The 25,524-nt window shown below is 61.2% G+C and carries 23 protein-coding genes, 1 tRNA gene and 1 pseudogene; 13 read left to right on the top strand and 12 right to left on the bottom strand.

The window, feature by feature from the left end; all coding sequences use genetic code 11:
* Positions 1 to 37 precede the first annotated feature (37 nt).
* Positions 38 to 1,282: an MFS transporter gene (locus AC1DYO_RS10245; RefSeq protein WP_181060784.1), complete on the top strand. Its 1,245-nt coding sequence runs from the start codon at positions 38 to 40 to the stop codon at positions 1,280 to 1,282.
* 75 nt (positions 1,283 to 1,357) lie between these two features.
* A complete protein-coding gene (gene rnd, locus AC1DYO_RS10240; RefSeq protein WP_477262792.1) occupies positions 1,358 to 2,509 on the top strand; it encodes a ribonuclease D in 1,152 nt (383 codons plus the stop codon).
* Positions 2,510 to 2,525: 16 nt separating this feature from the next.
* Here the strand turns inward: rnd and AC1DYO_RS10235 are convergent, their stop codons facing one another.
* From AC1DYO_RS10235 to guaB, 3 genes are read right to left on the bottom strand one after another with little or no spacing between them, the layout of a single operon-like run.
* Complete coding sequence (locus tag AC1DYO_RS10235; RefSeq protein WP_477262790.1) at positions 2,526 to 2,945, bottom strand: MAPEG family protein; 420 nt, start codon at positions 2,943 to 2,945, stop codon at positions 2,526 to 2,528.
* A 22-nt stretch (positions 2,946 to 2,967) separates the two neighbouring features.
* Positions 2,968 to 3,513 (bottom strand): hypothetical protein, encoded by a 546-nt coding sequence (locus AC1DYO_RS10230; RefSeq protein WP_477262917.1) that lies wholly within the window; start codon positions 3,511 to 3,513, stop codon positions 2,968 to 2,970.
* A 43-nt stretch (positions 3,514 to 3,556) separates the two neighbouring features.
* On the bottom strand, positions 3,557 to 5,059 hold the full coding sequence (gene guaB, locus AC1DYO_RS10225; protein WP_454576727.1) for an IMP dehydrogenase: 1,503 nt from the start codon (positions 5,057 to 5,059) through the stop codon (positions 3,557 to 3,559).
* Positions 5,060 to 5,370: 311 nt separating this feature from the next.
* Here guaB and AC1DYO_RS10220 point away from each other — a divergent pair, with 311 nt between their 5' ends.
* Complete coding sequence (locus AC1DYO_RS10220; protein WP_477262787.1) at positions 5,371 to 6,792, top strand: MFS transporter; 1,422 nt, start codon at positions 5,371 to 5,373, stop codon at positions 6,790 to 6,792.
* 109 nt (positions 6,793 to 6,901) lie between these two features.
* Here AC1DYO_RS10220 and AC1DYO_RS10215 read toward each other — a convergent pair whose 3' ends face one another.
* Together AC1DYO_RS10215 and AC1DYO_RS10210 are read right to left on the bottom strand one after the other, a co-directional pair.
* On the bottom strand, positions 6,902 to 7,648 hold the full coding sequence (locus AC1DYO_RS10215) for an RlmE family RNA methyltransferase (protein ID WP_477262785.1): 747 nt from the start codon (positions 7,646 to 7,648) through the stop codon (positions 6,902 to 6,904).
* A gap of 58 nt (positions 7,649 to 7,706) precedes the next feature.
* Positions 7,707 to 9,047 carry a Ppx/GppA phosphatase family protein gene (locus tag AC1DYO_RS10210; RefSeq protein ID WP_477262784.1) on the bottom strand — a complete coding sequence of 447 codons (1,341 nt, stop codon included), beginning with the start codon at positions 9,045 to 9,047 and terminating at the stop codon, positions 7,707 to 7,709.
* Between the two features lie 286 nt (positions 9,048 to 9,333).
* Here AC1DYO_RS10210 and AC1DYO_RS10205 point away from each other — a divergent pair, with 286 nt between their 5' ends.
* Both AC1DYO_RS10205 and AC1DYO_RS10200 read left to right on the top strand, forming a co-directional pair.
* Positions 9,334 to 10,266, top strand: a complete 933-nt coding sequence (locus AC1DYO_RS10205; RefSeq protein WP_477262782.1) for a lysylphosphatidylglycerol synthase domain-containing protein — start codon at positions 9,334 to 9,336, stop codon at positions 10,264 to 10,266.
* A 136-nt stretch (positions 10,267 to 10,402) separates the two neighbouring features.
* Positions 10,403 to 10,476: transfer RNA gene (locus AC1DYO_RS10200), tRNA-Gln, on the top strand.
* Between the two features lie 47 nt (positions 10,477 to 10,523).
* On the opposite strand, the gene AC1DYO_RS10195 is transcribed toward AC1DYO_RS10200, so the two are convergent.
* From AC1DYO_RS10195 to AC1DYO_RS10185, 3 genes are read right to left on the bottom strand one after another with little or no spacing between them, the layout of a single operon-like run.
* Complete coding sequence (locus tag AC1DYO_RS10195; RefSeq protein WP_477262780.1) at positions 10,524 to 11,567, bottom strand: tyrosine-type recombinase/integrase; 1,044 nt, start codon at positions 11,565 to 11,567, stop codon at positions 10,524 to 10,526.
* The gene (locus tag AC1DYO_RS10190) at positions 11,551 to 11,748 is read right to left on the bottom strand and encodes a hypothetical protein (protein ID WP_477262778.1); all 198 of its coding nucleotides are present in this window, start codon (positions 11,746 to 11,748) and stop codon (positions 11,551 to 11,553) included. Before AC1DYO_RS10190 ends, AC1DYO_RS10195 begins: the two co-directional genes overlap by 17 nt.
* A gap of 6 nt (positions 11,749 to 11,754) precedes the next feature.
* Complete coding sequence (locus tag AC1DYO_RS10185; protein ID WP_477262776.1) at positions 11,755 to 12,408, bottom strand: hypothetical protein; 654 nt, start codon at positions 12,406 to 12,408, stop codon at positions 11,755 to 11,757.
* 768 nt (positions 12,409 to 13,176) lie between these two features.
* Between AC1DYO_RS10185 and AC1DYO_RS10180 the strand changes: the two genes are divergently transcribed.
* From AC1DYO_RS10180 to AC1DYO_RS10170, 3 genes are all read left to right on the top strand, one after another.
* Positions 13,177 to 16,845 (top strand): beta strand repeat-containing protein, encoded by a 3,669-nt coding sequence (locus AC1DYO_RS10180; protein ID WP_477262774.1) that lies wholly within the window; start codon positions 13,177 to 13,179, stop codon positions 16,843 to 16,845.
* A 207-nt stretch (positions 16,846 to 17,052) separates the two neighbouring features.
* Entirely contained in the window at positions 17,053 to 18,726 is a 1,674-nt protein-coding gene (locus tag AC1DYO_RS10175; protein WP_477262772.1) for a type I secretion system permease/ATPase, read from the top strand.
* A 19-nt stretch (positions 18,727 to 18,745) separates the two neighbouring features.
* Complete coding sequence (locus tag AC1DYO_RS10170) at positions 18,746 to 20,083, top strand: HlyD family type I secretion periplasmic adaptor subunit (RefSeq protein WP_477262770.1); 1,338 nt, start codon at positions 18,746 to 18,748, stop codon at positions 20,081 to 20,083.
* 218 nt (positions 20,084 to 20,301) lie between these two features.
* Here AC1DYO_RS10170 and AC1DYO_RS10165 read toward each other — a convergent pair whose 3' ends face one another.
* A complete protein-coding gene (locus tag AC1DYO_RS10165; RefSeq protein ID WP_477262768.1) occupies positions 20,302 to 21,111 on the bottom strand; it encodes a hypothetical protein in 810 nt (269 codons plus the stop codon).
* 284 nt (positions 21,112 to 21,395) lie between these two features.
* On the bottom strand, positions 21,396 to 21,587 hold the full coding sequence (locus AC1DYO_RS10160) for a hypothetical protein (protein ID WP_477262766.1): 192 nt from the start codon (positions 21,585 to 21,587) through the stop codon (positions 21,396 to 21,398).
* Between the two features lie 210 nt (positions 21,588 to 21,797).
* Here AC1DYO_RS10160 and AC1DYO_RS10155 point away from each other — a divergent pair, with 210 nt between their 5' ends.
* From AC1DYO_RS10155 to AC1DYO_RS10140, 4 genes are all read left to right on the top strand, one after another.
* A complete protein-coding gene (locus tag AC1DYO_RS10155) occupies positions 21,798 to 22,328 on the top strand; it encodes a DnaJ domain-containing protein (RefSeq protein WP_477262764.1) in 531 nt (176 codons plus the stop codon).
* A gap of 80 nt (positions 22,329 to 22,408) precedes the next feature.
* Positions 22,409 to 23,038, top strand: coding sequence for a hypothetical protein (locus AC1DYO_RS10150; RefSeq protein ID WP_477262762.1), 630 nt, complete (start codon positions 22,409 to 22,411; stop codon positions 23,036 to 23,038).
* A gap of 96 nt (positions 23,039 to 23,134) precedes the next feature.
* Positions 23,135 to 23,437, top strand: a complete 303-nt coding sequence (locus tag AC1DYO_RS10145; protein WP_477262760.1) for a hypothetical protein — start codon at positions 23,135 to 23,137, stop codon at positions 23,435 to 23,437.
* Positions 23,438 to 23,723: 286 nt separating this feature from the next.
* A complete protein-coding gene (locus AC1DYO_RS10140; RefSeq protein ID WP_477262758.1) occupies positions 23,724 to 24,272 on the top strand; it encodes a hypothetical protein in 549 nt (182 codons plus the stop codon).
* Positions 24,273 to 24,397: 125 nt separating this feature from the next.
* Here the strand turns inward: AC1DYO_RS10140 and AC1DYO_RS10135 are convergent.
* A pseudogene (locus tag AC1DYO_RS10135) lies at positions 24,398 to 24,655 on the bottom strand (aldehyde dehydrogenase family protein); the annotation flags it as partial.
* 152 nt (positions 24,656 to 24,807) lie between these two features.
* On the opposite strand from AC1DYO_RS10135, the gene AC1DYO_RS10130 reads away from it, so the two are divergent.
* Entirely contained in the window at positions 24,808 to 25,041 is a 234-nt protein-coding gene (locus tag AC1DYO_RS10130) for a hypothetical protein (RefSeq protein ID WP_181061779.1), read from the top strand.
* Between the two features lie 81 nt (positions 25,042 to 25,122).
* On the opposite strand, the gene AC1DYO_RS10125 is transcribed toward AC1DYO_RS10130, so the two are convergent.
* Complete coding sequence (locus AC1DYO_RS10125; protein ID WP_477262756.1) at positions 25,123 to 25,518, bottom strand: ACT domain-containing protein; 396 nt, start codon at positions 25,516 to 25,518, stop codon at positions 25,123 to 25,125.
* Positions 25,519 to 25,524: the final 6 nt, after the last annotated feature.

The raw sequence follows: 25,524 nt of genomic DNA, 5'->3' as shown, positions 1-25,524 counted from the left end.
ATGGTTCAAGAAGGAAGCTGACCAAGCGATTTCCTTCATGTCCTCCATCCGCCCGCTGATCCCTCTCCTCATCGCCGCCGGCATCCTGCTTGGCGGCAACGGGCTGCAGGGCACGCTGATCGCGTTGCGCGGCGCGCAGGAAGGGTTTTCGGCCTCCGACATCGGCCTTATGGGCACGTTCTATTTCGCCGGCTTCCTGCTGGGATGCCTCGCCGTAACCCGCATCCTGAAGGCGGTCGGCCATGTCCGGACGTTTTCGGCATTGGCGGCCACCGCCTCGGCCGGCACACTGCTCCTGGTGCTGGTGATCGACCCGGTGATGTGGTGCGCGGTGCGCTTTGCCGGCGGCTTCTGCTTTGCCGGCCTGTTCACCGTCATGGAAGCCTGGCTGAATTCCGGCGTCGAAAACAAGGATCGCGCGCGGGTGCTGGCCATCTACCGCATGGTCGATATCGGCTCGGTGACCGGCGCGCAGTTCCTGATCCCGATCTTCGGCCCCGGCGGCTTTGCCATCTTCGCCATCATGTCGATGATGATCACGCTGTCTCTGGTGCCGGTGTCGCTTGGCGACCGCTCCAACCCGACGCCGCCGGAAGACGTCAAGCTGGATCTCGCGCGCGTCTGGCGGATCTCGCCGCTCGGTTGCTTCGGCTGCATCTGCGTCGGCGTCACCAACAGCGCCTTCCGCACGCTATCGCCGGTCTATGCCGAACAGATCGGCATGTCGGTCGCCGATGTCGTCACCTTCGTCAGTGTCGGCATTTTCGGCGGCGCCCTCATCCAGTATCCGGTGGGCTATCTCTCCGACCGCTGGGACCGGCGCGCGGTGCTTTTGGCAACGACATGCGGCGCCCTGCTGGCGGCGCTGGCGCTGGCCTTCATCGCCGGCTCCAATCCGACCCTCAACCTGATCATCGTCTTCATCTTCGGCAGCTTCGCCATGCCGCTTTATTCGCTGTCGGCGGCGCATTCCAACGACCGCGCCGACAAGGGCGAGTTCGTGCTGATAAATGCCGCCTTGATGCTGTTCTATTCCTTTGGCGCCATCGGCGGCCCCTTCGCGGCGTCGACGGTGATGCAGTATTTCGGACCGGGCGCCCTGTTTGTCTTCAGTGCTGTGGTCTACGCCATCCTCATCGCCGTCATTCTCTACCGCATGCAGGTGCGCGGCAGCGTGCCGGCGGGCAAGCGCAGCCGCTTCACGGCGCTGCTGCGCACATCGACGGTGTTCGCACGGCTGGCGCGCAGGAATGGCGATTCCGACGGATCGACGGATACTTGACCGAAGGGCGGCTTGACGAAAGCGCCCACGGCTGAAATTGAAAGAGAACCTTACCCGTTACTAAAAAGCGATTTGATGCACGTCATCACCACCCAAAATGAGCTCGAGTCCGTTCTCGCCGCTTTCGAAAAGTCGGATTTCGTCACCGTCGACACCGAATTCATCCGCGAAACGACGTTCTGGCCGATCCTGTGCCTGATCCAGATGGCGGCGCCCGGCGTCACCGCGCTGATCGACCCGCTGGCCCCCGACATCAATCTCGCCCCGTTCTTCCGGCTGATGGCCAATGAAGCGGTGGTCAAGGTCTTCCACGCAGCCCGCCAGGACATCGAAATCATCGTCCATCTCGGCGATCTGGTGCCGCATCCGGTGTTCGACACCCAGGTCGCGGCCATGGTCTGCGGCTTTGGCGACAGCGTCTCCTATGATCAGCTGGTGCAGCGCATCACGGGCGCCCGGCTCGACAAGTCATCGCGTTTCACCGACTGGCGCCACCGGCCGCTGTCCGACAAGCAGCTCGATTATGCGCTGGCCGACGTCACCCATCTGATCGATGTCTACAAGCACCTCAGCGCCGAACTGGAGCGGGAAAACCGCGCCCATTGGCTGAACGAGGAGATGGAGGTGCTGACCTCGCGCGAGACCTACGATCCGCACCCCGAAGATGCCTGGAAGCGGCTGAAGATGCGGCTGCGCAAGCCGCAGGAGCTGGCGATCGTGCAGACGGTGGCAGCCTGGCGCGAGCGCGAGGCGCGGGAACGCGACGTGCCGCGCGGCAGGGTGCTCAAGGACGACGCCATCTACGAGGTCGCCCAGCAGGCGCCGCGCGATGCGGCCGCGTTGGGCAAGCTGCGCACGACGCCGAAAGGCTGGGAACGTTCATCGACGGCAACGGCACTGCTTGGCGCGGTCAATACCGCGCTCGCTTTGCCCCGGGAAGAGATGCCGAAGCTGCCCAAGAGCTTTCAGCCGCCCGAGGGTTCGAGCGCGGCTGCCGAGCTGTTGAAGGTGCTTCTGCGGATCGTCGCCGAGAAGGAAGGCGTCGCCTCGAAAGTGCTGGCGTCCAGCGACGACATCGACCGCATCGCCGGCGAAGGTGAAGCCGCCGACGTGCCGGCGCTGCAGGGATGGCGGCGCGCCGTATTCGGCGAGGCCGCGTTGAAGCTGGTGCGCGGCGAAATCGGCATCAAGTTCGACAAGCGCAAGATCGCGGTGTTCGATTTGTAGAGACTTGCTGGTCTGCTCAAACCAGGCCGCGCAGGTGCAGCGCGAACCAGATCCACGCCAGCAAGAGAATGATCGCGCCCATGTAGAAGGCGCGGCTGCGAAACCGCAGATTGTTGCTGGTGAGGTGAACCCAGGCGTGACCATAGCGGGAAATCACGAAAATCCACATCAAAGCCAAGGTCAGATAATTGACGCCATTGGTCGCGTGCAGCGCCAGGCACAGCACGTAGAAAAGCACCGGCAGTTCGAACTGATTGATGAGATTGTTGGCGACCGTGACGCTCGACGCAGGTTCGGTCGTGCGCATCTTGTATTGGCCAACCTTGGCCTCGCCTGATTTGACCGCACCGTAGCGGCGCCGGCCCATCACCACGTAGACGATATAAACCAGCAGCACCTGCGCCAGCATTGGCCAGAAGATCGCCGTCTGGCTCATGGCGTCGCCCCTGTTTTGTTGTTCATGCCTGTGGACGCCGCTGGGCGACGAGGATCAAAACCGCGATGACAGCGACAGGTATCGCCAGCATCGCGAATTTGGTGACGATCAGCGACGAGGCGAAGGACAGCGAATCCGGATTGGCCGACAGGAAATCGGACAAAAGCCGCGCCACCGAAATGTTCTGGGCGTAGTCGGCCAGTGTGTAGGGCAGCACCACGACCAGCGCGAACAGCGATTGAAGCTGCACCGGCATGGCGCGAAAATTCTTCAGCCGCCGCCCGGTGGCCAGGATCAGGCTGACCATGGTGAGTGACAGCAGCGCCGGGAACAGAAGGTCGAAGGTCAGGTAGTGCCAGACGAGAATGATCTCGCTGCCGCGCCGGCCGAGCGCCGTCAGCCAGGCCATGCCCTCATCCGGCGTAAACCCTTCAAAGCGCACATCGAGCGACGACAGGCCGCCGCTCAACTGGCGGAAATAGAAGAATTCCAGCAACGTCATGGCGATGAAAACCGCCGCGGACGCAAAACACAGCGCGCCCACATGGCGCGCCAGCCGCAGCACGATCGTCGCCTGATTGCGCCACAGCACGTTCCGGTCTGGCTGCTGGTCAGGCTCCGCCAGGATAATTCGGGCTTTCGCGGGTAATCGTGACGTCATGGGCGTGGCTTTCACGAAGTCCGGCGTTGGATATGCGCACAAAGGTGGCGCGCTCGCGGAAATCGGCAAGATCGCGGCCACCGACATAACCCATAGCGGCTTTTAGCCCGCCTGCAAGCTGGTGCAGCACGCCAGACACAGGTCCTTTGTAGGGCACCTGCCCTTCAATGCCTTCCGGGACCAGTTTGAGCGTGTCGCGCACCTCGGCCTGGAAGTAGCGATCGGCCGAGCCGCGCGCCATCGCGCCCACCGAACCCATGCCGCGGTAAGCCTTGAAGGAGCGGCCCTGGTGCAGATAGACCTCGCCCGGGCTTTCATCGGTGCCGGCGAGCAGCGAGCCGATCATCGCCGCGCTGGCGCCGGCGGCAAGCGCCTTGGCGAGATCGCCCGAATATTTGATGCCGCCGTCAGCGATCACCGACACACCGGATTTGTGCGCCGTCTCGACCGCCGACATGATCGCCGACAGCTGCGGCACGCCGACGCCGGCGACGATGCGGGTGGTGCAGATCGAACCCGGTCCGATGCCGACCTTGACGGCATCGGCGCCGGCATCGATCAGCGCCTGCGTGCCCTCAGCCGTCGCGACATTGCCGGCCAGGATGCGCACGGAATTCGAAAGCTTCTTGGCCCGCGTCACCGCATCGAGCACGCGCTGCGAATGGCCATGCGCGGTGTCGATGACCAGCAGGTCGACGCCGGCATCGATCAGCCGCTCGGCGCGCTCGAAGCCGTCATCGCCGACGCTGGTGGCGGCGGCCGCCCGCAGGCGGCCCTGCGCATCCTTGGTGGCGTGCGGGTTGAGCTGCGACTTCTCGATGTCCTTGACGGTAATCAGGCCAACGCAATTGCCTTGCTTGTCGACGACGACGAGCTTTTCGATGCGGTGCTGGTGCAGCAGCCGCTTGGCTTCGTCCTGGTCGACATTCTCCTTCACCGTGATCAGGTTCTCACGGGTCATCAACTCATAGACCTTCTGCGAAGGGTCCGAGGCGAAACGCACGTCGCGGTTGGTCAGGATGCCGACCAGGCGGCCGATCTTCTGGCCGCCGGTGCCGCCATTCTCGACCACCGGAATGCCCGAGATGGAATAGGTGCGCATCAGCGCCAGCGCATCAGCGAGCGTTGCGTCGGGGCCGATGGTGACCGGGTTGATGACCATGCCCGATTCGAATTTCTTGACCTGGCGCACCTGCTCGGCCTGTTCGGCCGGCGAGAAATTGCGGTGGATGACGCCGATGCCGCCAGCCTGCGCCATGGCGATGGCAAGCCTCGCCTCGGTGACTGTGTCCATGGCGGCCGACAGGATTGGCACGTTGAGGTCGATGTCGGTGGCGATGCGGGTGCGGATGTCGGTCTCGCCGGGCATGACCTCGGAATGACCGGGCTGCAACAGCACGTCGTCAAAGGTCAGCGCCAAAGCGCCGGTGGACGTTTCGATGATTTTTGCCATGGCCAGTCCCTCGAATACAAACGCGCTGGGGGGAATACAAAAAAGCGCTGGACCGCAATGGACAGCGCCGACTCATTTCTTCCCTTTCAGGATTGGCGCTGGCTGGTAACACGTCGCGATGACATTGAAAAGACGATGATTGCATGTCACCGCAAAGTGTTGGGGTCGCCCTGATAGCCGCCACCAAGGGTTGCGGTCGCACAAAAGTGACAGCAAATTAATGCGACATACGGCCTGAGGCGTGATAACCGCCCTTTCGTGTCGGCTTGCCCCGGTCGGCACGCAAATTTTGACCAGTTCGGACGCGTTCGTTGAACCGCATCATTCCGCTGATATTGGCGGTCGCTCTTTTCATGGAAAACATGGATTCGACCGTCATTGCGACATCGCTGCCGGCGATCGCCGTCGACATCCACACCAGCCCGATCGCGCTCAAGCTGGCGCTGACCGCCTATCTGGTGTCGCTGGCGATCTTCATTCCGATCAGCGGCTGGATGGCCGACCGGTTCGGCGCCAAGAACGTGTTTCGCGCCGCGATCGGCGTGTTCATCGTCGGTTCGGTCTGCTGCGCCATTTCCAATTCGCTGCCGGCCTTCGTCGTGTCGCGCTTCCTGCAAGGCATAGGCGGCGCCATGATGACGCCGGTCGGCCGCCTGGTGCTGGTGCGCGCGACCCCGAAAAGCGAGTTGGTCGCCGCCATGTCATGGCTGACCGTGCCGGCCTTGGTCGGGCCGCTTGTGGGACCACCGATCGGCGGTTTCATCACCACCTATTTCACCTGGCACTGGATTTTTCTGATCAACGTGCCGATCGGCCTGATCGGCATCTGGCTGGCGACGCGCTTCCTGCCGCAGACGGACTCAATGGAGACGCCGCCGCTCGATTTCGTCGGCTTCGTGCTGAGCGGACTGGCGGCCTCCGGCGTCGTCTTCGGCCTGTCGGTGGTCAGCCTGCCCTATCTGCCGCCGGCGATCGGCTTCGCCACCGTGGCTGTCGGGCTGATTTCGGGCGTGCTCTACCTCCTGCATGCGCGGCGCGCCAAAAATCCACTGCTGGCGCTCGACCTGTTCCGCAACCAGGTGTTCCGTTCCTCCGTGCTCGGCGGCTCGCTGTTTCGCATCGGCATAGGTGCTGTGCCATTCCTGCTGCCGCTGATGTTCCAGATCGGCTTCGGGCTGACGCCGTTCCAGTCAGGCATGATCACCTTCGTCTCGGCCATCGGCGCCATCGGCATGAAGTTCGTGACAGCGCTGATCTTCCGGCTCGCCGGCTTCCGCCGGGTGCTGATCTGGGGCTCGCTGATCGCCGCCGCATCGATCGCCATCTACGGCCTGTTCACGCCCGAAACGCCTTACGCGCTGATGCTGGCCATGTTGCTGGTCGGCGGCTTCATCCGCTCGATGTTCTTCACCGGCGTCAACGCACTCTCCTATGCCGAGGTGTCGGCCGAAGACACCAGCAAGGCGACGCCGATCACGGCGGTGTTCCAGCAGCTGTCGATCGCGCTCGGCGTGGCGCTGGCCGGCGGCATCCTGGAGGTGTCGACGTCGATCCATGGCGGCCCGCTGATGCTCGGCGATTTCCACATCGCATTCTTTATCGTGGCGGCGGTCTCGGCGGCGGCGTCAGTATCGTTCATGCGGCTGGCGCCAGACGCGGGGAATGGGGTGTCGGGCCACGGCCGGCTGACGACGCCGAAGACGCTGGAGCCGGTTGGTACTGCTGGGAAGTAGCTCCTTCTTCCTTCTCCCCTTGTGGGAGAAGGTGGATCGGCGCGATAGCGCCGAGACGGATGAGGGGTGTTCCAGGGAACGCCGWCGTCTCACTCCGCTTGAACACCCCTCATCCGTCGCCTTCGGCGACACCTTCTCCCACAAGGGGAGAAGGAAGAACGCGCCCTTTAAAATCCTTCGCCAACAAATAAAGCTCCACCGACTCATCGCGCGAGGCCGGCGGCTTCACATGGTGCACCGAGCGGAAATTCTTCTTCAGCATCGACAGCAGCTCGTTTTCCGCCCCGCCCTGAAATGTCTTGGCCAAAAAGTGCCCGCCTGGCTTCAGCACCGACAGTGCGAAATCGGCGGCCACCTCGCACAGATGCATGGTGCGGATGTGGTCGGTTCGCTTGTGGCCGGTCGTCGGCGCGGCCATGTCGGACAGCACGACATCGGGGTCACCACCCAGCGCCTCGGCCAGTTTTTGCGGCGCCTCGGGATCGAGGAAATCCATGAGCAGCACCGGCGCGCCCGGCACCGCATCCATTTCGAGATAGTCGATGCCGATGACGTGCGGGTTTTCGGCAGTGGATTTCGTCCTCGCGGCCGCCACCTGGCACCAGCCGCCGGGGGCCGCACCGAGGTCGATCACCTTCATGCCGGGCTTGAGCAGATGATGCTTGTCGTCGATCTCGATCAACTTGTAGGCCGCGCGCGAGCGATAGCCGTCGGCTTTTGACCTCTGGACGTAGGGGTCGTTGATGTGGCGCTGCAGCCAGCGGCGCGACGATTCCTTCAGGCCGCTCTTCTTCTTGATCCGCGTCTTCAGCACCCGAATGCTGGCAGAACCTGGTTTTTCCGGTTTCTTGATCATGACTTTATTTCTTGTTTGAGCATGATCTTTTCCGAAAACCGCTCAGCACTTTTCGGGATCATGCTCGGCCACGCCCACTGTTGCGCCAGACGCCGTCATCGGCCATCAGCTCGCTCAAAATGCCCTCGCGCAGGCCGCGGTCGGCGACACGCAGACGCTCCGACGGCCACACCGCGCGGATCGCTTCGAGGATAGCACAGCCGGCCAGCACCAAGTCGGCGCGATCGGCGCCGATGCAAGGGTTGGCGCAGCGCTGCTGGAAATCCCAGCCGACCAGCTTTTCAACCATGCGGTCGACGCTGTCGCGATCCATCCACAATCCGTCGACGCGGCGGCGGTCGTAGCGCTCGAGGTCGAGATGGACGCCGGCCAGAGTCGTAACCGTGCCGGAGGTGCCAAGCAGATGGAACTTCGGGCTAGCAAGCACATGGCTCAGCCGGTCGCGGCCGTCGAATGACCTCAGCCGCACCGCGACGTCCTCGACCATGGCGGCAAATATTTCGCGGGTCACCGTGCGGCCGCCAAAGCGTTCGGCCAGCGACACGACGCCGACCGGCAGCGACGTCCACGACACGATGTGGTTGGCCAGCCGCGGCGAGCGCTGGCCGGTGAGGTCGATCAGCGCGATTTCGGACGAGCCGCCGCCAATGTCGAACAGCACCACCCCTTGCGTGTCGCGCTCGACCAGCGAGCCGCAGCCCGACACCGCCAGCCGCGCCTCTGTCTGGCGATCGATGATTTCCAGCTTCAGCCCCGCCTCGCGTTCGACCCGCTGCAGGAACTCGACGCCGTTATCGGCGGTGCGGCATGCCTCGGTGGCAATCAGCCGGGCCTTCTTGATCTTGCGGTTGCGCAACTTGTCGCCGCAGACTTTTAGCGCCTCGACGGCGCGGTCCATCGCCGCCTGGCTCAGGTGCCCATTGGCCGTCAGCCCCTCGCCCAGCCTGACGATGCGCGAAAAGGCGTCGATGACGCGGAACTGGCCGTGGCGCTGCGGCACCGCGACCAAAAGCCGGCAATTGTTGGTGCCGAGATCGAGCGCAGCAAACACCGGCAGCTCCTGCATCGGCGGCCGCTGCATGGGCTGCTCCGGCCTGGGCTGCGGGGGCGGAGGCGCGAGCACGGGATTTGGCGCGATGTTGACGGCAGGCGGGCCGGCCGCAACGAGATGGGCTGATACCGCCAGCTCATCGCGTGCAAAAACCTTGCGTCCGCGCCGGCGCTTGCGCCGCTTTCTCGCCTTGCCTCGCTGATGCTGGGCGTCGCCGGCCTGTCCGTTGCCGGACTGGGGGCCCGCCTGGCGGGGCCGCCCGGCGGATGGGCTCGCCTGGCCTGACGGCGGCGAAGCCCTGGACACGCCCACTTCCGGCGCGCCAGCGCCGGTGTCGTGGTCTTCCACTTCGGGTCCTTCCGGCGCCGCGCGAACCGGGAAACCGGACGCAGCAGGCACCTAAATGTTTTAAGTTGCCGCCAGAGTAGCAGTGCCGGACCCGATCACCAAGAGCAGCGGGGCAAATTTTGCCGGCATCATGCAGCGGCAATGCCTGCGGCGTTGAATAGCGGGGCCGGTCCGGTTGAATAGCCGGCTTCAATGAGGCATTTCTGAAATGAGGGGCAATGTTGGTGAATCGCGGACGTTTTCACGCCCGCCTGGGCGATGGGCAGCAACGTATGACGAGAACTCCATGAGTTGGAGGCGCTATCTGTGGCCGGTCATCGGCATCGCGGCGGTTATCTTCTCGCTGCTGTTGCTGTGGCATGAGCTGCGCGGCATTTCGATCGACGATGTCTGGGACGGCATCGTCGCCATCCCGACACGCGGCTGGGTGCTGGCGGCGCTGAGTTCGGTGGTCGCCTACGCCTCGCTCGCCGGCTACGACCACATCGCGCTGCTGCACATCGGCAAGAAGGTATCGTGGCTGTTCGTCACCTTCTGCTCCTTCACCACCTATGCGCTGTCGCACAACATTGGCGGCTCGGTGTTTTCGGGCGCCGTGATCCGCTACCGCGCCTATGGCACCAGGGGGCTGACCGGACAGGACGTCGGCATACTGGTGGCCATCTGCTGGATCACCTTCGTGCTCTCCAGCCTGCTGGTCGGCGGCCTGGTGCTGGTATTCGAGCCTTCAATCATCGACCGCTTCTCAGGCGCCCCCCATCACGGCCTGGCGATCGCCGCCGGCCTCGCTTTGCTCATTCTGGTCGGCGCCTACATCTTCGGCAGCTGGCTGCACCTGAAGCCGCTGAAAATCGCCGGCTTCCAGCTGCACTACCCGGCGCTGCCGATCGTGGCGCGGCAATTGCTGATCGGCCCGATAGAACTGCTGGCGGCGGCGGCAATCGTCTTCTTTGCCCTGCCCGTGGCCGGCAATCCCGGCTATTTCGTCATCCTCGGCGTGTTCCTGGTGTCGTTCTCGGTGGCGCAGATCTCGCACGCGCCGGGCGGGCTCGGCGTGTTCGAGGTCGTGTTCCTCGCCGGACTGTCACAGATGGATCCGGTCGGCGTGCTGGCTGCACTCCTGGTGTTCCGGCTGTTCTACCTCATCATCCCGCTGCTGATCGCGCTTGGCGTGGTGCTGTTCTTCGAGCATTCGCAATACAGCCGCGGCGAGAAGTGAACGCCCTCACCGCCGCGCACTGACGCACAAACCAAAAGCCCATGATTGAAACGCAACGCAGGCTTGACTATTTTCCGGCGGCGGCTACAAGGCACGCGCGGCTGCTTCGGCGGCCCACCAGCGCGACAGCGCCTGCTGGGGAATAGGTTAACGGTAGACCCACGGACTCTGACTCCGTTAGTCCTGGTTCGAATCCAGGTTCCCCAGCCAATTGATTTTAAAGCGATTTTCCCGTTTCATAATCAGAACATTTCGTGTCAGTCGGACGCACGGTCGGGAATTTTTGTTCCCGTTTCGAGCTTCCGGATGGCGCTTTCACCGAGCGCCGGATCGCGATTGAGGTAATTGGAATCGAGGATCGCGTTGACGTCACGCAGGCTGTGACCGGTGATTGTCGCGATCTCCGGCACGGTCGCGCCGACGATAGCCAACCTCGTGACAGCCGTTCCGCGAAGGTCGTTGAAGGTCACACCGACCACGCCGGCGGCGGCACAGGCCTTGCGCCATGACGATCGAAAGCCGTCAGCTGTCCATGCCACACCGTCGCTGTTGAGCAGGATCTGGCCGGCCTTGCCGCGCTGCGCATCGAGTGCCGCCTTTAACGGTGTGCCAACTGGGATGACCACGCGTGTTCCCGTCTTGGATTGCTGGAGGCGGATCACCTTGCCGTCATACTGCTGCCAGGTGAGCCGCAGCAGGTCGCCCTGGCGCTGGCCGGTCCATAATGCAAGCGTGAGCGGCAAGTGGAGGTGAGCCGGCGCACTCGCATAGAATGCGGCCTCGTCGGCAGCGGTCCAGACGTTCGCGGCTCGCGTGCCCCGATAGAGGCGCCCGCCCTTCTCGCAGGGATTGGCAGACACAAGGCCGCGACCTAGCGCCCAGGAGAGGATCCGGGCCAGCACCTGCCAGCCGTAGTCAGCCTGCCGTCGAGACGCCTTTGCGCGCTCGTCGCGCCACTCCATGAAGATGCCGCGCGTGCGCCTATCGCTCATGCCTGACAGCGGGAATTCGCCAAATTTCTTCTCGATCATCTTAATCAATTTGACGTAGTCGGCCTGGGTTCGTGACGCCAGGTCATCCCAATCCGAGCTAGCCTGAAATGCGTTCAAGATCGAAAACAGCACGCCTTGGCGAGGCTTGGCCTTGCGGGCGACGGCGGCGTTATAAGCCGCCATGAATTCCAGATCTCCCGGTTTGCCCGGCAGGCTCGGTCCACCCTTCCATGCCCAATAGTAAGTCACGACCCTGCCATCGGCGAGCGTCTTGGTGCGGCTATTCAGTCCCTTAAGACGAACGCGCATGATTTTTCACCCATTTGTCGACGGCATTTTCCGGCTCGGTCGTCTGTGTGGCGGCGATAACGACGATCTTGCCGGTAACCGGATCGATTTCTACCCTGCCCGGCTCCATATTGCCCCTGCGCGCGCCCTTGATGGCGCGTGCAATATCAGCAATTTTGAAGGAAACGGGCGTGCCGACCATAGTCCGTTACTCCTCCACCGAGACACTTACGCCGAGCTTGTCGAGCACATGGTCAACAATCGCGCGAACACTCAAGAATGTCGCCACACCCTTGTTGTTCTTCATTGCTTCGCCCAGCGTGGTCTGACCGGCACCTTCATAAAAATACGTTATGCGCGACGGCGGAACATCCGCTGCCGCGACGATGGTTCCGTCCCCTTCCATCAACATTACTTTTGTGTCGGCTGGGGTCTCCTCACTAAAGCTAAACCCGACGATCATTTCGCCACGGTCGTTGCCGTCGAGCATTCCGCTGAGATACAGCTTGAGGCCGAACAGCAGATCCTTGCCTTGAACGAACGCAACTGCGTCGTCGGCCCCCAGACCGTGGCGCGTCAGAACGACTACTAGCCGCACCATGCAGACGTCGAGGATCGAAAAATGGTTGACGGTCCTTCCGCCCCACAGTTCCGGGAATAAGCCATTTCGACGACGCCATGCCCGGAACGTCACATCTTTGCAGCCTGCGGCTTCGCAGACCTTGGTGGCGGGGAAGATTCGGTCGGTGGCGTGCATCACGATACATTTGTAGCACACAAGTGACGGTGCTACAAGTGTAGCGCGATTGTCGCTCGCAAATGTTTTGGCTTCGACTATTAACTGTTCCGCCAAGTTGGACATTGACGCTTCCCCTTCGGCAGAGTTAATAATCTCCTAATATAGCATTTTCTAAAACTTATGATCGGCAACCAACGAGTTAGCCGGCGCAGTTGGGGCAGGGAGACAGCGCGACGACCAATGTTGTCGCAGCATCATCATCAACATCGAGCCGCCATCCGTCTGTAATCGGCCTTGCGGAGTCAGGCTGTTCGTAAGGCGGTAACGTCGCGGTGGAGACGTCTACGAGTTTTTGACAGGGAGTGGTTTGTCTTTCAGTACGGTCGGTAAACGGATGTGGGGGCATCTGTGTATGGGTAAAGGGGGTTGGGGTGGATTCTTCTGAAATCTTAGACGCCGACGGAATGTCGACGTCGCTTCCCGATATGCCACAGGTCGGAAACGACACCTACCGTTTTGCCGAAGATACGCCTCTCCTCATTTCCCCCCCCCTGAGCAACGGTCGAACTGGAATCGCGCTTTGCTCTATCGATGATGGGTTCTCCGCCTCGACCGGTCCGAAGAAGCCCGTTGTTACCTGCGATGATTCAATAGGCATCAACCTGTGTTTGCCGGACTCGCGGGTGTGGGCGTTTGGCATTGGTACGCATGCCATTGGTCCGAATGCGAACTCGTTTGGTCCGGCGCTCTCCCAGGGTCAAGCCGTTAGTTGGCGAAGGCGAACTTGCCCTCACAGGTTCACAATTTTTGAGCGACCCAGCAGCAAGCTGCAGGGTCGATGTCGACGCTTCTTGATCGACAAGAACAACTAGCGAGATAGGGGACAGGGGTATGGCAACGACAACTACTACAAGTGGCAACGACAATCTGGTCGGCGGCAGTGGTGTGGACATACTGTCAGGGGGCGCTGGAGACGATCGCTTGAACGGCGGATCGGGTGATGACGTCCTCAATGGCGGTAGCGGTTTCGATACTGTTCTCGGCGGGTCAGGGACGGACACTCTGATCTATAAGGCCTATGAAAACCAGTACCGACTTGGCAGCACATTCACGAGTTCCACCCAGACGGTGACAGGCGGGACGCTGTATTCTGGAACAGACCAGACAGCCAGTCAGACCACCATTGGGGTTGTACCCACTCAAACGCTGTTAGGCGGACCCGCCTTTACCGGCTATGACTCATATGACGGCGGAAATGGCGCTGTGCAGCTGGGCAAGGCCGGTTCCACACCGGACGCCGACACTCTGCAGATCTGGCTCAGCACAGCTCAGCTTGGCGACGCGGCTATTACGGCAGAAATCGCTTACGTCAAAAACGTTTGGCTTCCGGCACACATCAGCGCGCAAACTGGCCAGGCTGATAGCGCTATCTACACCTTCAAGACGCTTGATCTTAAGATCACGGGTATTGAGAAAATTGCAGTTCTCAACGAGCAGGGAACAACGGCGCCGACGATCACCTCGAACGGCGGCGGAGCCACGGCTTCGACCTCGGTAGCGGAGAACACCACGGCGGTGACCACGGTCACGGCGAGCGATCCGGATGCCGGCGCAACGCAGACCTACTCGATCTCGGGCGGCGCGGACGCCGCGCTGTTCACGATCGATGCCTCGACCGGCGTGCTGTCCTTCGTCTCGGCACCGAACTTCGAGGCGCCGGCCGACGCCGGCGGCAACAATATCTACGACGTGACGGTGCAGGTCTCCGACGGCTCGCTGATCGACACGCAGGCCATCGCGGTGACGGTCACCGACGCCAACGAGGCGCCTGTGAATGGCGTGCCTACCGTACAAACAACCACCACGAATACGGCAAAGGTATTCAGCACGGCAAACGGCAACGCGATCAGCATTTCCGATCCGGACAATACCAGCCATTCAGTGACGCTGACGGCAACCAACGGCACGATGACCTTGAGCACCGTGGCCGGTCTGTCATTTGGAACCGGCGACGGCACAACCGATGGGACAATGACTTTCAGCGGCACGGATGCCGCCATCAATGCTGCACTGAACGGGCTGAGTTTCTCGCCGACGTCGGGCTTCAGCGGCTCGGCTTCCATCCAGATCGCAACCAGCGACTCCGGAGTGCTGACTGACACAGACACCATTGCAATTTCTGTGGCCAGCCCAAATCCGTTCACACTGACTACAGGCACGGACACCGTTTTCTACGCCTCCGGCACAAACACCGTGAATGGAACCAATGCAACGTTGAACACGACCGACAAGCTGACCGGAGGGTCGGGTAGCGACACGCTTAACGTCACCGACGGAACCCTGGGGCCATTTACGTTCGGCAACGGCGTCGGAAATACTCTGCTTACAAACTTTGAAACCATCAAATTGACTGACACCAACAACGGAAATCATGTCGACAATCTAACGTTCGCTTCGACTTTCCAAAACAATGGGACGCTGACTATCGACGCATCCGGTATCGGTGGCAACGGAAAGCTTAATTTGGATGCCAGCCTCGTTACGACCGGAGCCTTTGTTGTCGTCGGTGGAAACAGCGACGATATCCTCAAGACTGGCTCGGGCAACGACACGATCTCCGGAGGAAATGGCGACGACAGGATCGTGGGAAATGGTGGCGCAGACACGCTGACCGGCGGAGCCGGGAACGATACGTTCGCGTATCTCGCGACCGGTGATGCCGGCGACCACATCACAGACTTCAACACGAGCGGTGACAAACTGGAATTTACGGTTACCGCGGGTCGATTCACTATCGGTGACGTCGATACAACGGTTGAAAACGTCAGAACGGGAGGCAACGCTGCCATAAATCTGGCCAATACAGAAGTCGGCGTCAAAACAGACGCGTCCGTGACCACAGCCGCCGTTCAATCAACGATCGATGGTTATACCAACATCACCACTGGCGCACTGTTCGTATTCCTTAATTCAACCGTAGGCCACGCACAGGTCTATTACGATGCAAATCCGAGTGCAGCAGGTGGAGCGATCCTCGTTGCAGACCTTGACAACCTTACTACCCTTGCAAGCATAACTGGTACCTTCAGCGCGGCGGACTTCGCCTTTGGAACGGCACTTGCCCCAGCGGGCGTATCAGGAGAGGCCATCAATCTGGCTCTGACGACGCCGGCCGCATTCCAGGGCTTGGCCGCCACGGTCACCATCACCAATGCGCCTGCCGGCTGGGTCCTCAATGGCGGTGCGCAGCAGGCCGATGGCAGCTGGACGATCACGACAATGGATATCAGCACGCTGACGGTGACTTCGCCAGCCGAACACGTTGGCGCGTTGCATCTGGATGTGACCGTTGATTTCGCACAAGCGGATGGCTCGACCGTGGCTCTGCGGTTCGCCGACAATGTCGAAGCCTACGCCCAGGGTTCACCGATTTTTGCCTGGTCCGGCGACGACGTGCTGACCGGTTCCAGCGGCAACGATCTCTTCGTCTTCTCGCAGCCGATCGGCAATGACACGGTGCACAGCTTCGACGCGGCCGCTGACCAGATCGACCTGATCGGTTATTCCGGCTTCCAGAGCTTCGCCGACGTCCAGGCGCATATGGCCGATGACGCCAACGGCAACGCGGTGATCACGCTTGGCGACGGGCAGTCGATCCTGCTCGACGGCGTGCACTCGAGTGCGCTTGCGGACGGTAATTTCACCTTCGACCAGACGCCGGTGGTCAACAATGCCGGCACCATGACGATCGGCGACGGCGCAATGCTACCGTTGAGCGGCATTATCAACAACAGCGGCCTCATCTCGCTCGACTCTAGCGGCGGCGATACGCTGCTGCAGATCATCCAGCATGGAGTGACCCTGCAGGGTGGCGGGCAGGTCCTGCTGTCCGACAGTGCCGCCAACATCATCTCCGGCACAGGGCCGGACGTCACTCTGGTCAATGTCGACAACACGATCTCGGGCGCCGGCCAACTGGGCGGCGGTTCACTGTCCCTCAACAACCTGGGCACGATCATCGCCACCGGCTCGCAAGCGCTGGTCATCGACACCGGAGGCAGCGTCGTCGTCAATTCGGGAACGCTGGAGGCAACCGGCTCCGGCGGCCTGACGATCACTGGCGGGCTGGCGAATTCCGGCATGCTGTGGGCCAATGGCGGCAACATTGCCATCAACGGCCAGGTCACTGGCGACGGCGATGCTACGATCGGCAACCTGTCGAAGCTGGAGTTCGGCGGCGCCTCGTCCACGGACATCACCTTCGCGCAGGATGCCGCCGGCACGCTGCAGCTGGACGATTCATTCGACTTCAGCGGAAGCATCGCCGGCATCACCAATGACGACAAGGTGAACCTCGAAGATATCCTGTTCGGCACCGGAACGTCCGCTGCCTATCAGGCGGACCTCGACGGCGCCGGAGGAACGTTGACCGTCACGGACGGCACGCACAACGCCACGCTCCACCTCCTTGGCGTCTACGATGCAAACAGCTTCGCAATTGCCGACGACGGCGCCGGCAGAACGGTGGTTCACCTGACGACGAGCGACTTTGTGGTGTGAAACAAGCAAGTGAGCCGCGCGGATATGCGCGGCTCAACTGATGTGGCCGGTGCCTGATTCAGCTTACGAATTAAGGTTTACGGCAGGATTCGGAAGGGACCGCGTGGCCAGTTGGACGATCAGGAGTAGGATCGGTTCGGGGCGCGCAGTTGGACAGGGGGGCGGTTTTCCGCTGGGTATTTGAGTCTCGACAACAAATCCAAGATCGTGAAGGACGCGCTTCGGGCGTGCCGCTACTATTTCCTGGTTGCGGCGGCATTCAGCCTGGCGATCAATCTGCTCTACCTCGCATCCCCCCTCTACATGCTGCAGATCTACGACCGGGTCGTCACCAGCGGCAGCGAAACCACGCTGGTGATGCTGACCCTGGTGTTGCTGGCGGCCTTCCTTTCGCTGGCCGGCCTCGACCTGGTACGCGCCTGGATCCTGACGCGTGCCAGCGCGCGGCTCGACCGGTTGCTCTCGGCAAAAGTCCTCGCCGCGTCGGTCGAGACCCCATCGCCGGGCTCCTCGCAAAGCCAGCCGATCCGCGATTTCGACACGTTCAGGCAGGTGATCACCGGCAGCGGCATCCATGCCCTGTTCGACCTGCCATGGTCACCCATCTACATCGGCATCATCTTCCTGTTGCATCCGTGGCTCGGCTTCTTCGCACTTGGCTGCTCGCTGCTCTTGATCGCCATGGCCGTGCTCAACGAGTATCTCGTGCGTTCGCCGCTGAAACAGGCCAACGATCTGGCGACGACCAACTACAACTTTACCGAGATGAGCCTCAGAAACTCGGAAGTCGTTCGCGCCATGGGGATGATCGACGGTCTCATCCGCCGCTGGGGGCGCGACCGTAACCTGGCGCTGCGGCGCCAGGCGGAGGCGAGCGATCGCGCCGCCCTTATGTCAGGCCTGATCCGTTTCCTGCGGCTAACCATGCAGTCGCTGATCCTCGGCCTCGGCGCCTATCTGGTGATCGAGCGGCAGATCACCGGCGGCACCATGTTTGCCGCGAGCCTCTTGCTGGGCCGGGGGCTACAGCCGGTCGAGCAGATTGTCGGCCTTTGGCGCAGCCTGATCCTGGCGCGGGCGGCGTTGGCAAGGGTCGAGAAGCTGGTCGACGGGGGACCGCGGAACGAACGATCATTCAACTTGCCGAAGCCCACCGGCAAGATTTCGGTCGAGCAGGTCAGCTTTGCAATTGCCAGCCAGCAGAAAGTGCTCCTCCGGGACATATCGTTCCGGTTGGAAGCAGGCGAGGCGCTCGGAATCGTTGGCCCTTCCGGCGCCGGCAAATCGACACTGGCACGTCATCTCGCTGGCGTCATGCAACCCAGCCGCGGCACCGTCAGGCTGGATGGCGCCGACCTGTCGCAGTGGGGGCACGACGCGCTAGGCGACCACATCGGCTACCTGCCACAGGACATCGAACTCTTTGCCGATACGGTCGCCGCCAACATCGGTCGCTTCAAGACCAATGTCGACCAGGAGGTGATCGAGGCCGCGCGGCTGGCTGGCGTGCACGAGATGATTATCCGCCTGCCGCAGGGTTACGAGACCCAGATCGGCGAAGGCGGCGCAGTCCTGTCAGGGGGATATCGGCAGCGGATTGCCCTTGCCCGAGCGGTGTTCGGCACACCGAACCTGATCATTCTCGACGAGCCGAGTTCCAATCTCGACGCCGATGGCGACCGCGCGCTGAGCGACTGCGCGATTGAGCTCAAGCGCCGCGGCAGCACCGTGATCATCGTCTCGCACCGACCCTCGACCCTGGCGAATGTCGACAAGATCCTTCTGTTGCGCGATGGCGCGGTCGAGGCCTTCGGCATGAGGAACGAGATCGTGGCGCTGCTCAACCAGCGCGCTGCACCAATGGCGGTGGCAACGCAATGAGCTGTGGCCGGAGAGATCGATGAGCGACGTCGCCCTCACCTACCGGAGCCTGCCCGGCGAAACCGATATCCAGGCCCCGGATTCGATCCGCGCGCCGGCCTATATCGGCTTGCTGATCATCGTTGCCTTTTTCGGAATTTTCGGCGGCTGGGCAGCCTTTGCGCCACTGAACGGCGCTGTGCTCGCCGACGCCATCGTCAAGGTGGAAGGCAATCGAAAGAGCGTACAGCATTTCGACGGCGGAACGGTGAAGGAGATCCGCGTCAAGGATGGCGACGTCGTCAGGAAGGGCGACATCATGCTGAAGCTTGACGACACCAGAATCCGGTCCGAGTTCAATCTCTATGCCCAGCAATATGCGCTGTTGCGCGCAACCGACGCCAGGATCCGGGCCGAACTGGACGGCAGCGAGGCCGTTGCCTTTCCCAAGGACATCCTCAAGGAGCATGAAGACTATCTTAGGGATGCAATGGCAAACCAGATCGCCGATCTGGAAAGCCAGCGTGCCTCGATGGCCGGCGCCAAGCAGATCCTCGAGCGGCGCATTGCCGAGCTCGAGGAGCAGATAAAGGGCAAGCAGTCCCGGGTCGAATCCTACCGGGCACAGCTGCAATCGACGATTGACGAGAAGGCCAGCCTGTCGAAGCTGCTCAAGGCCGGATTGACGACCCGCCCTCGCATCCTGGAACTGGAGCGGTCCGCCTCGGATCTGCAGGGTCTGATCGACGAGAACCTCGGCGCAATTGGCGGCAGCCAACAGAGCAAGGCCGAACTCGAGAGCCAGATCGCGCAGTTGACCCACGAGCGCCGAGCCAAGCTGTCGGCCATGCTGATCGATACGCAATCGAACCTTGCTGACCTTGTGCCCAAGATGTTTGCCGCCCAGGCGGCCATGGACCGGGCCGAAGTGCGCGCGCCCTATGATGGCCAGGTGATGGATCTCACCGTCTTCTCGACCGGCGCGATCGTGGCGCCGGGCCAGACAATGCTCGACATCGTGCCGACCGAGAATTCGCTGATCGTCCAGGCGCAGGTTCGCGTCGAGGACATATCGAACCTGCGACCCGACATGGCCGCCGAAGTTCGTTTCACATCCTACAAGCAGCGTTCGATACCCATAATTCATGGACGCGTCACCCGCATTTCGGCGGATCGCATCACCGACAGCAAGACCGGGTTTCCCTACTACCTCGCCGACGTGGCTGTCGATCCGGTGGAATTGGCAGCGGCCCCACAGATTGCGCTTTACCCAGGCATGCCGGCGTCGGTCATGATCGTTACCGAGGAACGCACCGCACTCGACTACATTTTAGGCCCGCTGGTTGTGTCGTTCCACTCCGCCTTCCGCCAAAAATGACGGGCCTCGCGCCAACCATATTCGCGATTCCAATTTTGCGTGCCATACCGCTTCATTTCGATGATCCCCGATTCTCCAAGGCGGCCTAGCTGCGAGCGATACGTCCGCTCATGGCGCATATGCGATATCGCCGGATTCTTGAACCAACACCAACGACGCTCGCTTCCGTGAGTTTAGGGCTGCTTGTTTAGGCTAAAGTTTAGGCTTGTACTTTGCTGTCAGACTGGTGGTTTATCGGGCTTAGCCCGCCCGCATACGGTTTTGGAGCCGGAAGGACCCGCGACTTTCAGAGCACAACGGCGGGATCTGCCGCTTCGCTCGACCTCTTCGCCAACGACTACCGTTTCGCCCATTTCGCGCAACCACGCGGCCTCTCGCAGCTTCGGATCGGCAATCGAATTGATGTCTCGAGCGAGCTTGCGGTCGGCCGCCGCTTGCGCTGCCGCACTGTGGGAGCTGTCCCGTTTTGTTCTCTCCAATACATGAACGAGGTCATGCTGCGTTAGCGGGCCTGCAACCCCTTTCCACGACTTCATTCCCGATTTCAAGTCCGACCCATCAATCACGCCCGGTTCTTTCGGAAGGTTTTTTCGGAAGGTTTGTTTCGCCGTTTGGCGAACGTCGCTTTCGCCATGTGGCGAACTTAAACTTCGCCGTTTGGCGAACTTGGCAGACTCCCTCTTTGGAGGTGGCGCCAGATCTCTCATGCGGATATTCCAGTCGGCGACGATCGCCCGGAACTTGTCCCAATTGGGAATATACGAGGCTGAATGATGTCGGCCGCCGTGACTTTGCTTTTTGATCAATGCCTCGCGATCAAGTGCCGCAGTTGCCTCGTGAACCGTCGTCTTGCTGAGCCCAAGCAATGTGGCAATGCGTTCGAGGCTAGGATCGCAACGGCCTGTTTTCTTGTTGAAATGGTCGACAATAGCAGCACCGACCTGACGCGTCGTTCCTGACAGCCCCTGCGCTATGTTCAACGCAAAGTGTGCGAACAGAATATCTTGCCTTTGAAGACGAACCGCCATCAGTCGGCTCGTGCGCCGTCGGCCTCGTGAATGGCACTGACGGATTCATGAGGTGCGAGGCCAAAGCGGTGACGCAAAGCAGGAACGATTGGACGTTCGAATGTTTGGCGGGTTACCCTTAAACCAGGAGCAGCAGCCTTCATCGACGCGCATTGCAGTTGCGAAATGCCGATAGGCTTAGTCGGCAATTCGCCTATAACGCATTGATTTGACATGCGGCTTCTTCCCCAAAGTCGGGAAAAAACAGCTTAATAATCAACGGTCTAGCGGGGACTCTGACTCCGTTAGTCCTGGTTCGAATCCAGGTTCCCCAGCCAAGCCATCTCCTTGAATTTCCTGCAAAACTTCATCTGAGAAAACTCGGAAGAACAGGAACAAGCGGTGGACATCGGACGCAGAGAAACCGGCACAGCCAAGGCTACCACTTCGTCAGCTTCCTCGATGACCGCTATATCGCTGCTGCGGCGTTCATCCATTGGACACCACTGCCGCTGATAATCAGGACAGGGCGAGCGCGCTTGTTGCTTTGCCGGCATCGGCATTAGACCGGACCAAAGTCCGGCTTGTGACTGGCCTCAGGCAAGCGCAATATCGCTGAAGAATCGGACGGCTGAGGGCCTGGATCGCTATAGATAGGCGGCCCAGGCTTTTGGTTTTTTCGGGGCGATGTTTGAGGGAGCAGCGCATTGTTCGTCGATTACTACGAACTCTTGGAAATCAGCCCAAACGCCAACTCGGAGACGCTAGAGCGAATATTTCGCTATTTTGCGATGCGCTATCATCCCGACAATCAGCAAACCGGAAATGAAGCTCGCTTCAGTGAAATAATAGAAGCACACAACGTCCTGAAAGATCCGGTCAAGCGCGCCCAATACGACATCTCCTATCGAGAGCATGCCGGTCTGCACCTTCAATTGGTGGAGGAAGCAAGCGACGCCAAGGGCGTTCAGAAGGACGCCGTGGTCCAGGCCAAACTGCTTTCTCTGCTCTATGTGAAGCGCCGCCAGGATGTCAGCAACCCCGGCATTGGCGACGTCGAAATCGAACGCTTGTTAGGCTGTCCGCGAGAGCATCTCGAGTTCCATCTCTGGTACATGAAGGCGAAGGGGTGGATCGCAAGAATTGAGAACGGGACAATCGCAATCACGGTTGAAGGCGTCGACCGCGCCGATTCCGAACTGCGTCGCGATACCAGCATTCGGCTCCTGGGACCATAGAACACCGAACCGTTGACCTAGGCTACTTGCAGGTCCGGTACCGCTATGCTTCCTGAGCGGTTCCTGCACAAGGCCACGTCATGCCCACCGATAGCCAGTACATTCTCGAACGCACTAGGCAGGGATGCGTGACGCTTGCCGATGAAGAGTTCGTCATCGACAGGCTGGTTAAGTATGTCGGCAATGGCAGGATCCGGTGGCACGTCGAATTGCGTGGGCATCGCATCGAGCTGACGACAGGCCAGATCAAGAAGCAGCCGACCTTCCGCAGGAAGATACTCGAACAGGCCGGTATGCTGCCGCCGCAGCGTGCCGGGGCCAATTACAGGCGATGGGCACTCGATCTCAGGCGGAACGCCGTCGAGCTTCCCTGGCGCGACAGGCCGGTCGATGCCGGTTTCGCCATCGACAGGCTCACCAGCCACGGCGATGGGCGCTGGACAGTTGAATACCAGGGCAAGGCCATCAAGTTCACGACAACGAAACTGCGCAGGCAAATCAGCTTTCGCAAACGCATGCTGGCCAAGGCCAAGGTACTGCCCCCCGAATTGACCCCGGCTGCCTATCGAAAGTGGATGGACTGGCTCATTCAAAACGCCACAGAGGCCGCACCGCAGGCCGGCGAAGCGTCGATGACAGAGAAAAGCTGGCTTGATGACCTGCCGGAGCTGGCCGGATGGCAAGATGAAGCGCACCAAGGGACCGATTAGGGCAGCGGCAGGGTCCCAATAGAGATTTATCCGCATTTTAACTAATGTAGATAATCCTTACAGGTCAGCGTTCTACCGGATGATGGGTGAAGTGGAATGACTGACCTTTTGGATGAGGATGAGCTTCCGGCACCCAGCCGACCCAAACGCTGGCGCGCAATAGCTTTGGCGACACTCCAGATCGTCCCGCCGGTCATTTCGGTGGGATGCGCCATCATGGCCGGCTATTTCACCTATGTGGTTTCGCATTCGAACAACAAGCCGCCCGCGGATATGGCGGCGCTGGCCGTGTCGATCATGAAATCCGGCGATGCTTCTCCGGAACTGCGCGATTGGGCAGCGGACGTTCTGGGGATACAGACCGATATCGGAATGCCTGCCAAAACTGCCCAGCAATAACCGCCTGCTTGGCCTGATGTTCCTGCGGCAGGAACTTGGTCGCCGCCTAAGCCGGCGGCCGGCGCCGCTCATCAAGAGATTGCCCGAGTAGGCGCCGGCAAGGCGGGCATTGGGGTACCCGCCGTCGCTACATTAGCATTGGCGCATGGGCCTGAAATGGCGAGAACGCGGAAGGCCGGCAGCCGCGGCACTACAGCAATTTTTCCCAAGACCGGAACCCGCAACACCGCAATGGTTGTGGCGCCGATGTTCCAGCATTTTGGCGTGGCTTGCCCTGGAGACAGTCATGACGACGTTTCTCACCGCTCTCGTATCTGAAGGTCCCGCAGCCGATCAGGCGAAAGACATGGATCTCTATGGATGGCTGATTGGCAGCTGGGACATGGAGACGGTCCACCACCGCGACGACGGCACAATTCAGAAATGGGATGGTGAGTGTCACTTCGGCTGGGTGCTCGAAGGCCGCGCCATCCAGGACATCTGGATCAAGCCGAAGCGCCCTGCCCCGCCCACCATGTATGGCACGACCTTGCGCGTCTTCGATCCCGGGATCGGTGGCTGGCACATCATCTGGAGCGATCCGCTCAACCAGGATTATTCGCGCCAGATCGGGCGGGCCGAGGGCAAGGACATTGTCCAGATCGGCGCTGACTCGCGCGGCCTGCGGGCCCGGTGGCGCTTCACCGAGATCACCGCCGACAGCTTTCATTGGATCGGCGAAGAGAGACGCGCGGAGAGCGACCCGTGGCGCGTGACGTACGAACATTTCGCGCGGGCATGCCGGCCGAAGTGTTCTTCCCGACCGGCGATCGGACGATGCTTTCCTATCTGGTGAAGCCGCTGTCGGATCAGATCCAGAAGGCTTTCCGGGAAGAATGAAAGCCGCCGCAAGCGGCCTGTCTTGCCAGTCGCCGGCTTCCCCCCGGGACTGGCAGGTTGCCGGTCCCGAAGGGGTAACCCCTACTCCGCCGCCTCGTAGCCCGCGATGCCCTTGATCTCGAGAAAATCCTCCAGTCCGTATTCGGCGTATTCGCGACCGTTGCCGGATTGCTTGTAGCCGCCGAAAGGCAGGCCGGCGTCCCACTGGGGATAGTTGATGTAGACATTGCCGGTGCGCATACGGGCGGCGACTTCGCGGGCCTTCTTGATGTCCTTGGCCTGGATGTAGGAGGCCAGCCCATAGACGGTGTCGTTGGCGGTGCCGATCTGCTCGCAAACGCCTCGGCGCTCAATCGGTACGGCCATGTATATTAGCATTAAACGATATATTAATAAGTATGATCGAGCCTTTGCGTATCGGGACCAATTCCCGATCGACGATCCGGCACTATTTGTGTGCCGCGACGCTCGACCGATGCGGAGCAAAACGCATGAGTGTCGAAACCGCACTGGCGCAGCTATTGCGCATGATCTACGGCCGCGCCCTCAATCTGGCGACGTTGCCGGATGATGAAAGAGACCCGCACTACGACAACATCCGCCGGTCATGTTGCGGAGCCGCCGAACATATCGGCCAAAGTCCCGACAATGCAGCCATGACGGCAAACAGCATGGTTGAATTTACGCGGGCAATGGTTGGAATCATCGAGATAGGCCGCGGGTAGGACAAGCGGCGGTCGGTCACGGAGCAGGCGAGGACGCCCGATTGAGCCAGCAGACCATTTCGATGGCGCAGGTCCGGTCGACTACAGCAGTGTGTGTCCTGCCTCGACCAGATGCTGTCTCGCCGCATCCTGATCCGCCGCTTTCACCAGCAGGTGATCGCCATCGAAGGTGGACACCACGAAGATGCCCAGATCGTTTTCCGACAGCGGCCGGATGACCGACAACACGATGCCGGTTTCGTCGAAAGCAAAGGGCCCCTGCAATTTGAAAGCGACCCAGTCGCGGTCGTGCTTGACCGTGCCCGGAACGCGATCCTGCAGGCACGTGATCGAAAGCTCGTCGTCGGTCCTGGTAATGCTGACGAAGCCCGGCCCGTCCGCCCAGCCGGGAATGCTGTCGCCGGCCCCGAGCCGCGAAATCGCGTACGGTCCGGCAAGTTGCTTCAATTTGACCTTGGCAGCGATCGTCGTATCCATGCCTCC

The sequence above is a fragment of the Mesorhizobium sp. P2_F5 genome (assembly GCF_056403715.1).
This window is presented reverse-complemented; position numbering and strand designations above follow the sequence as displayed.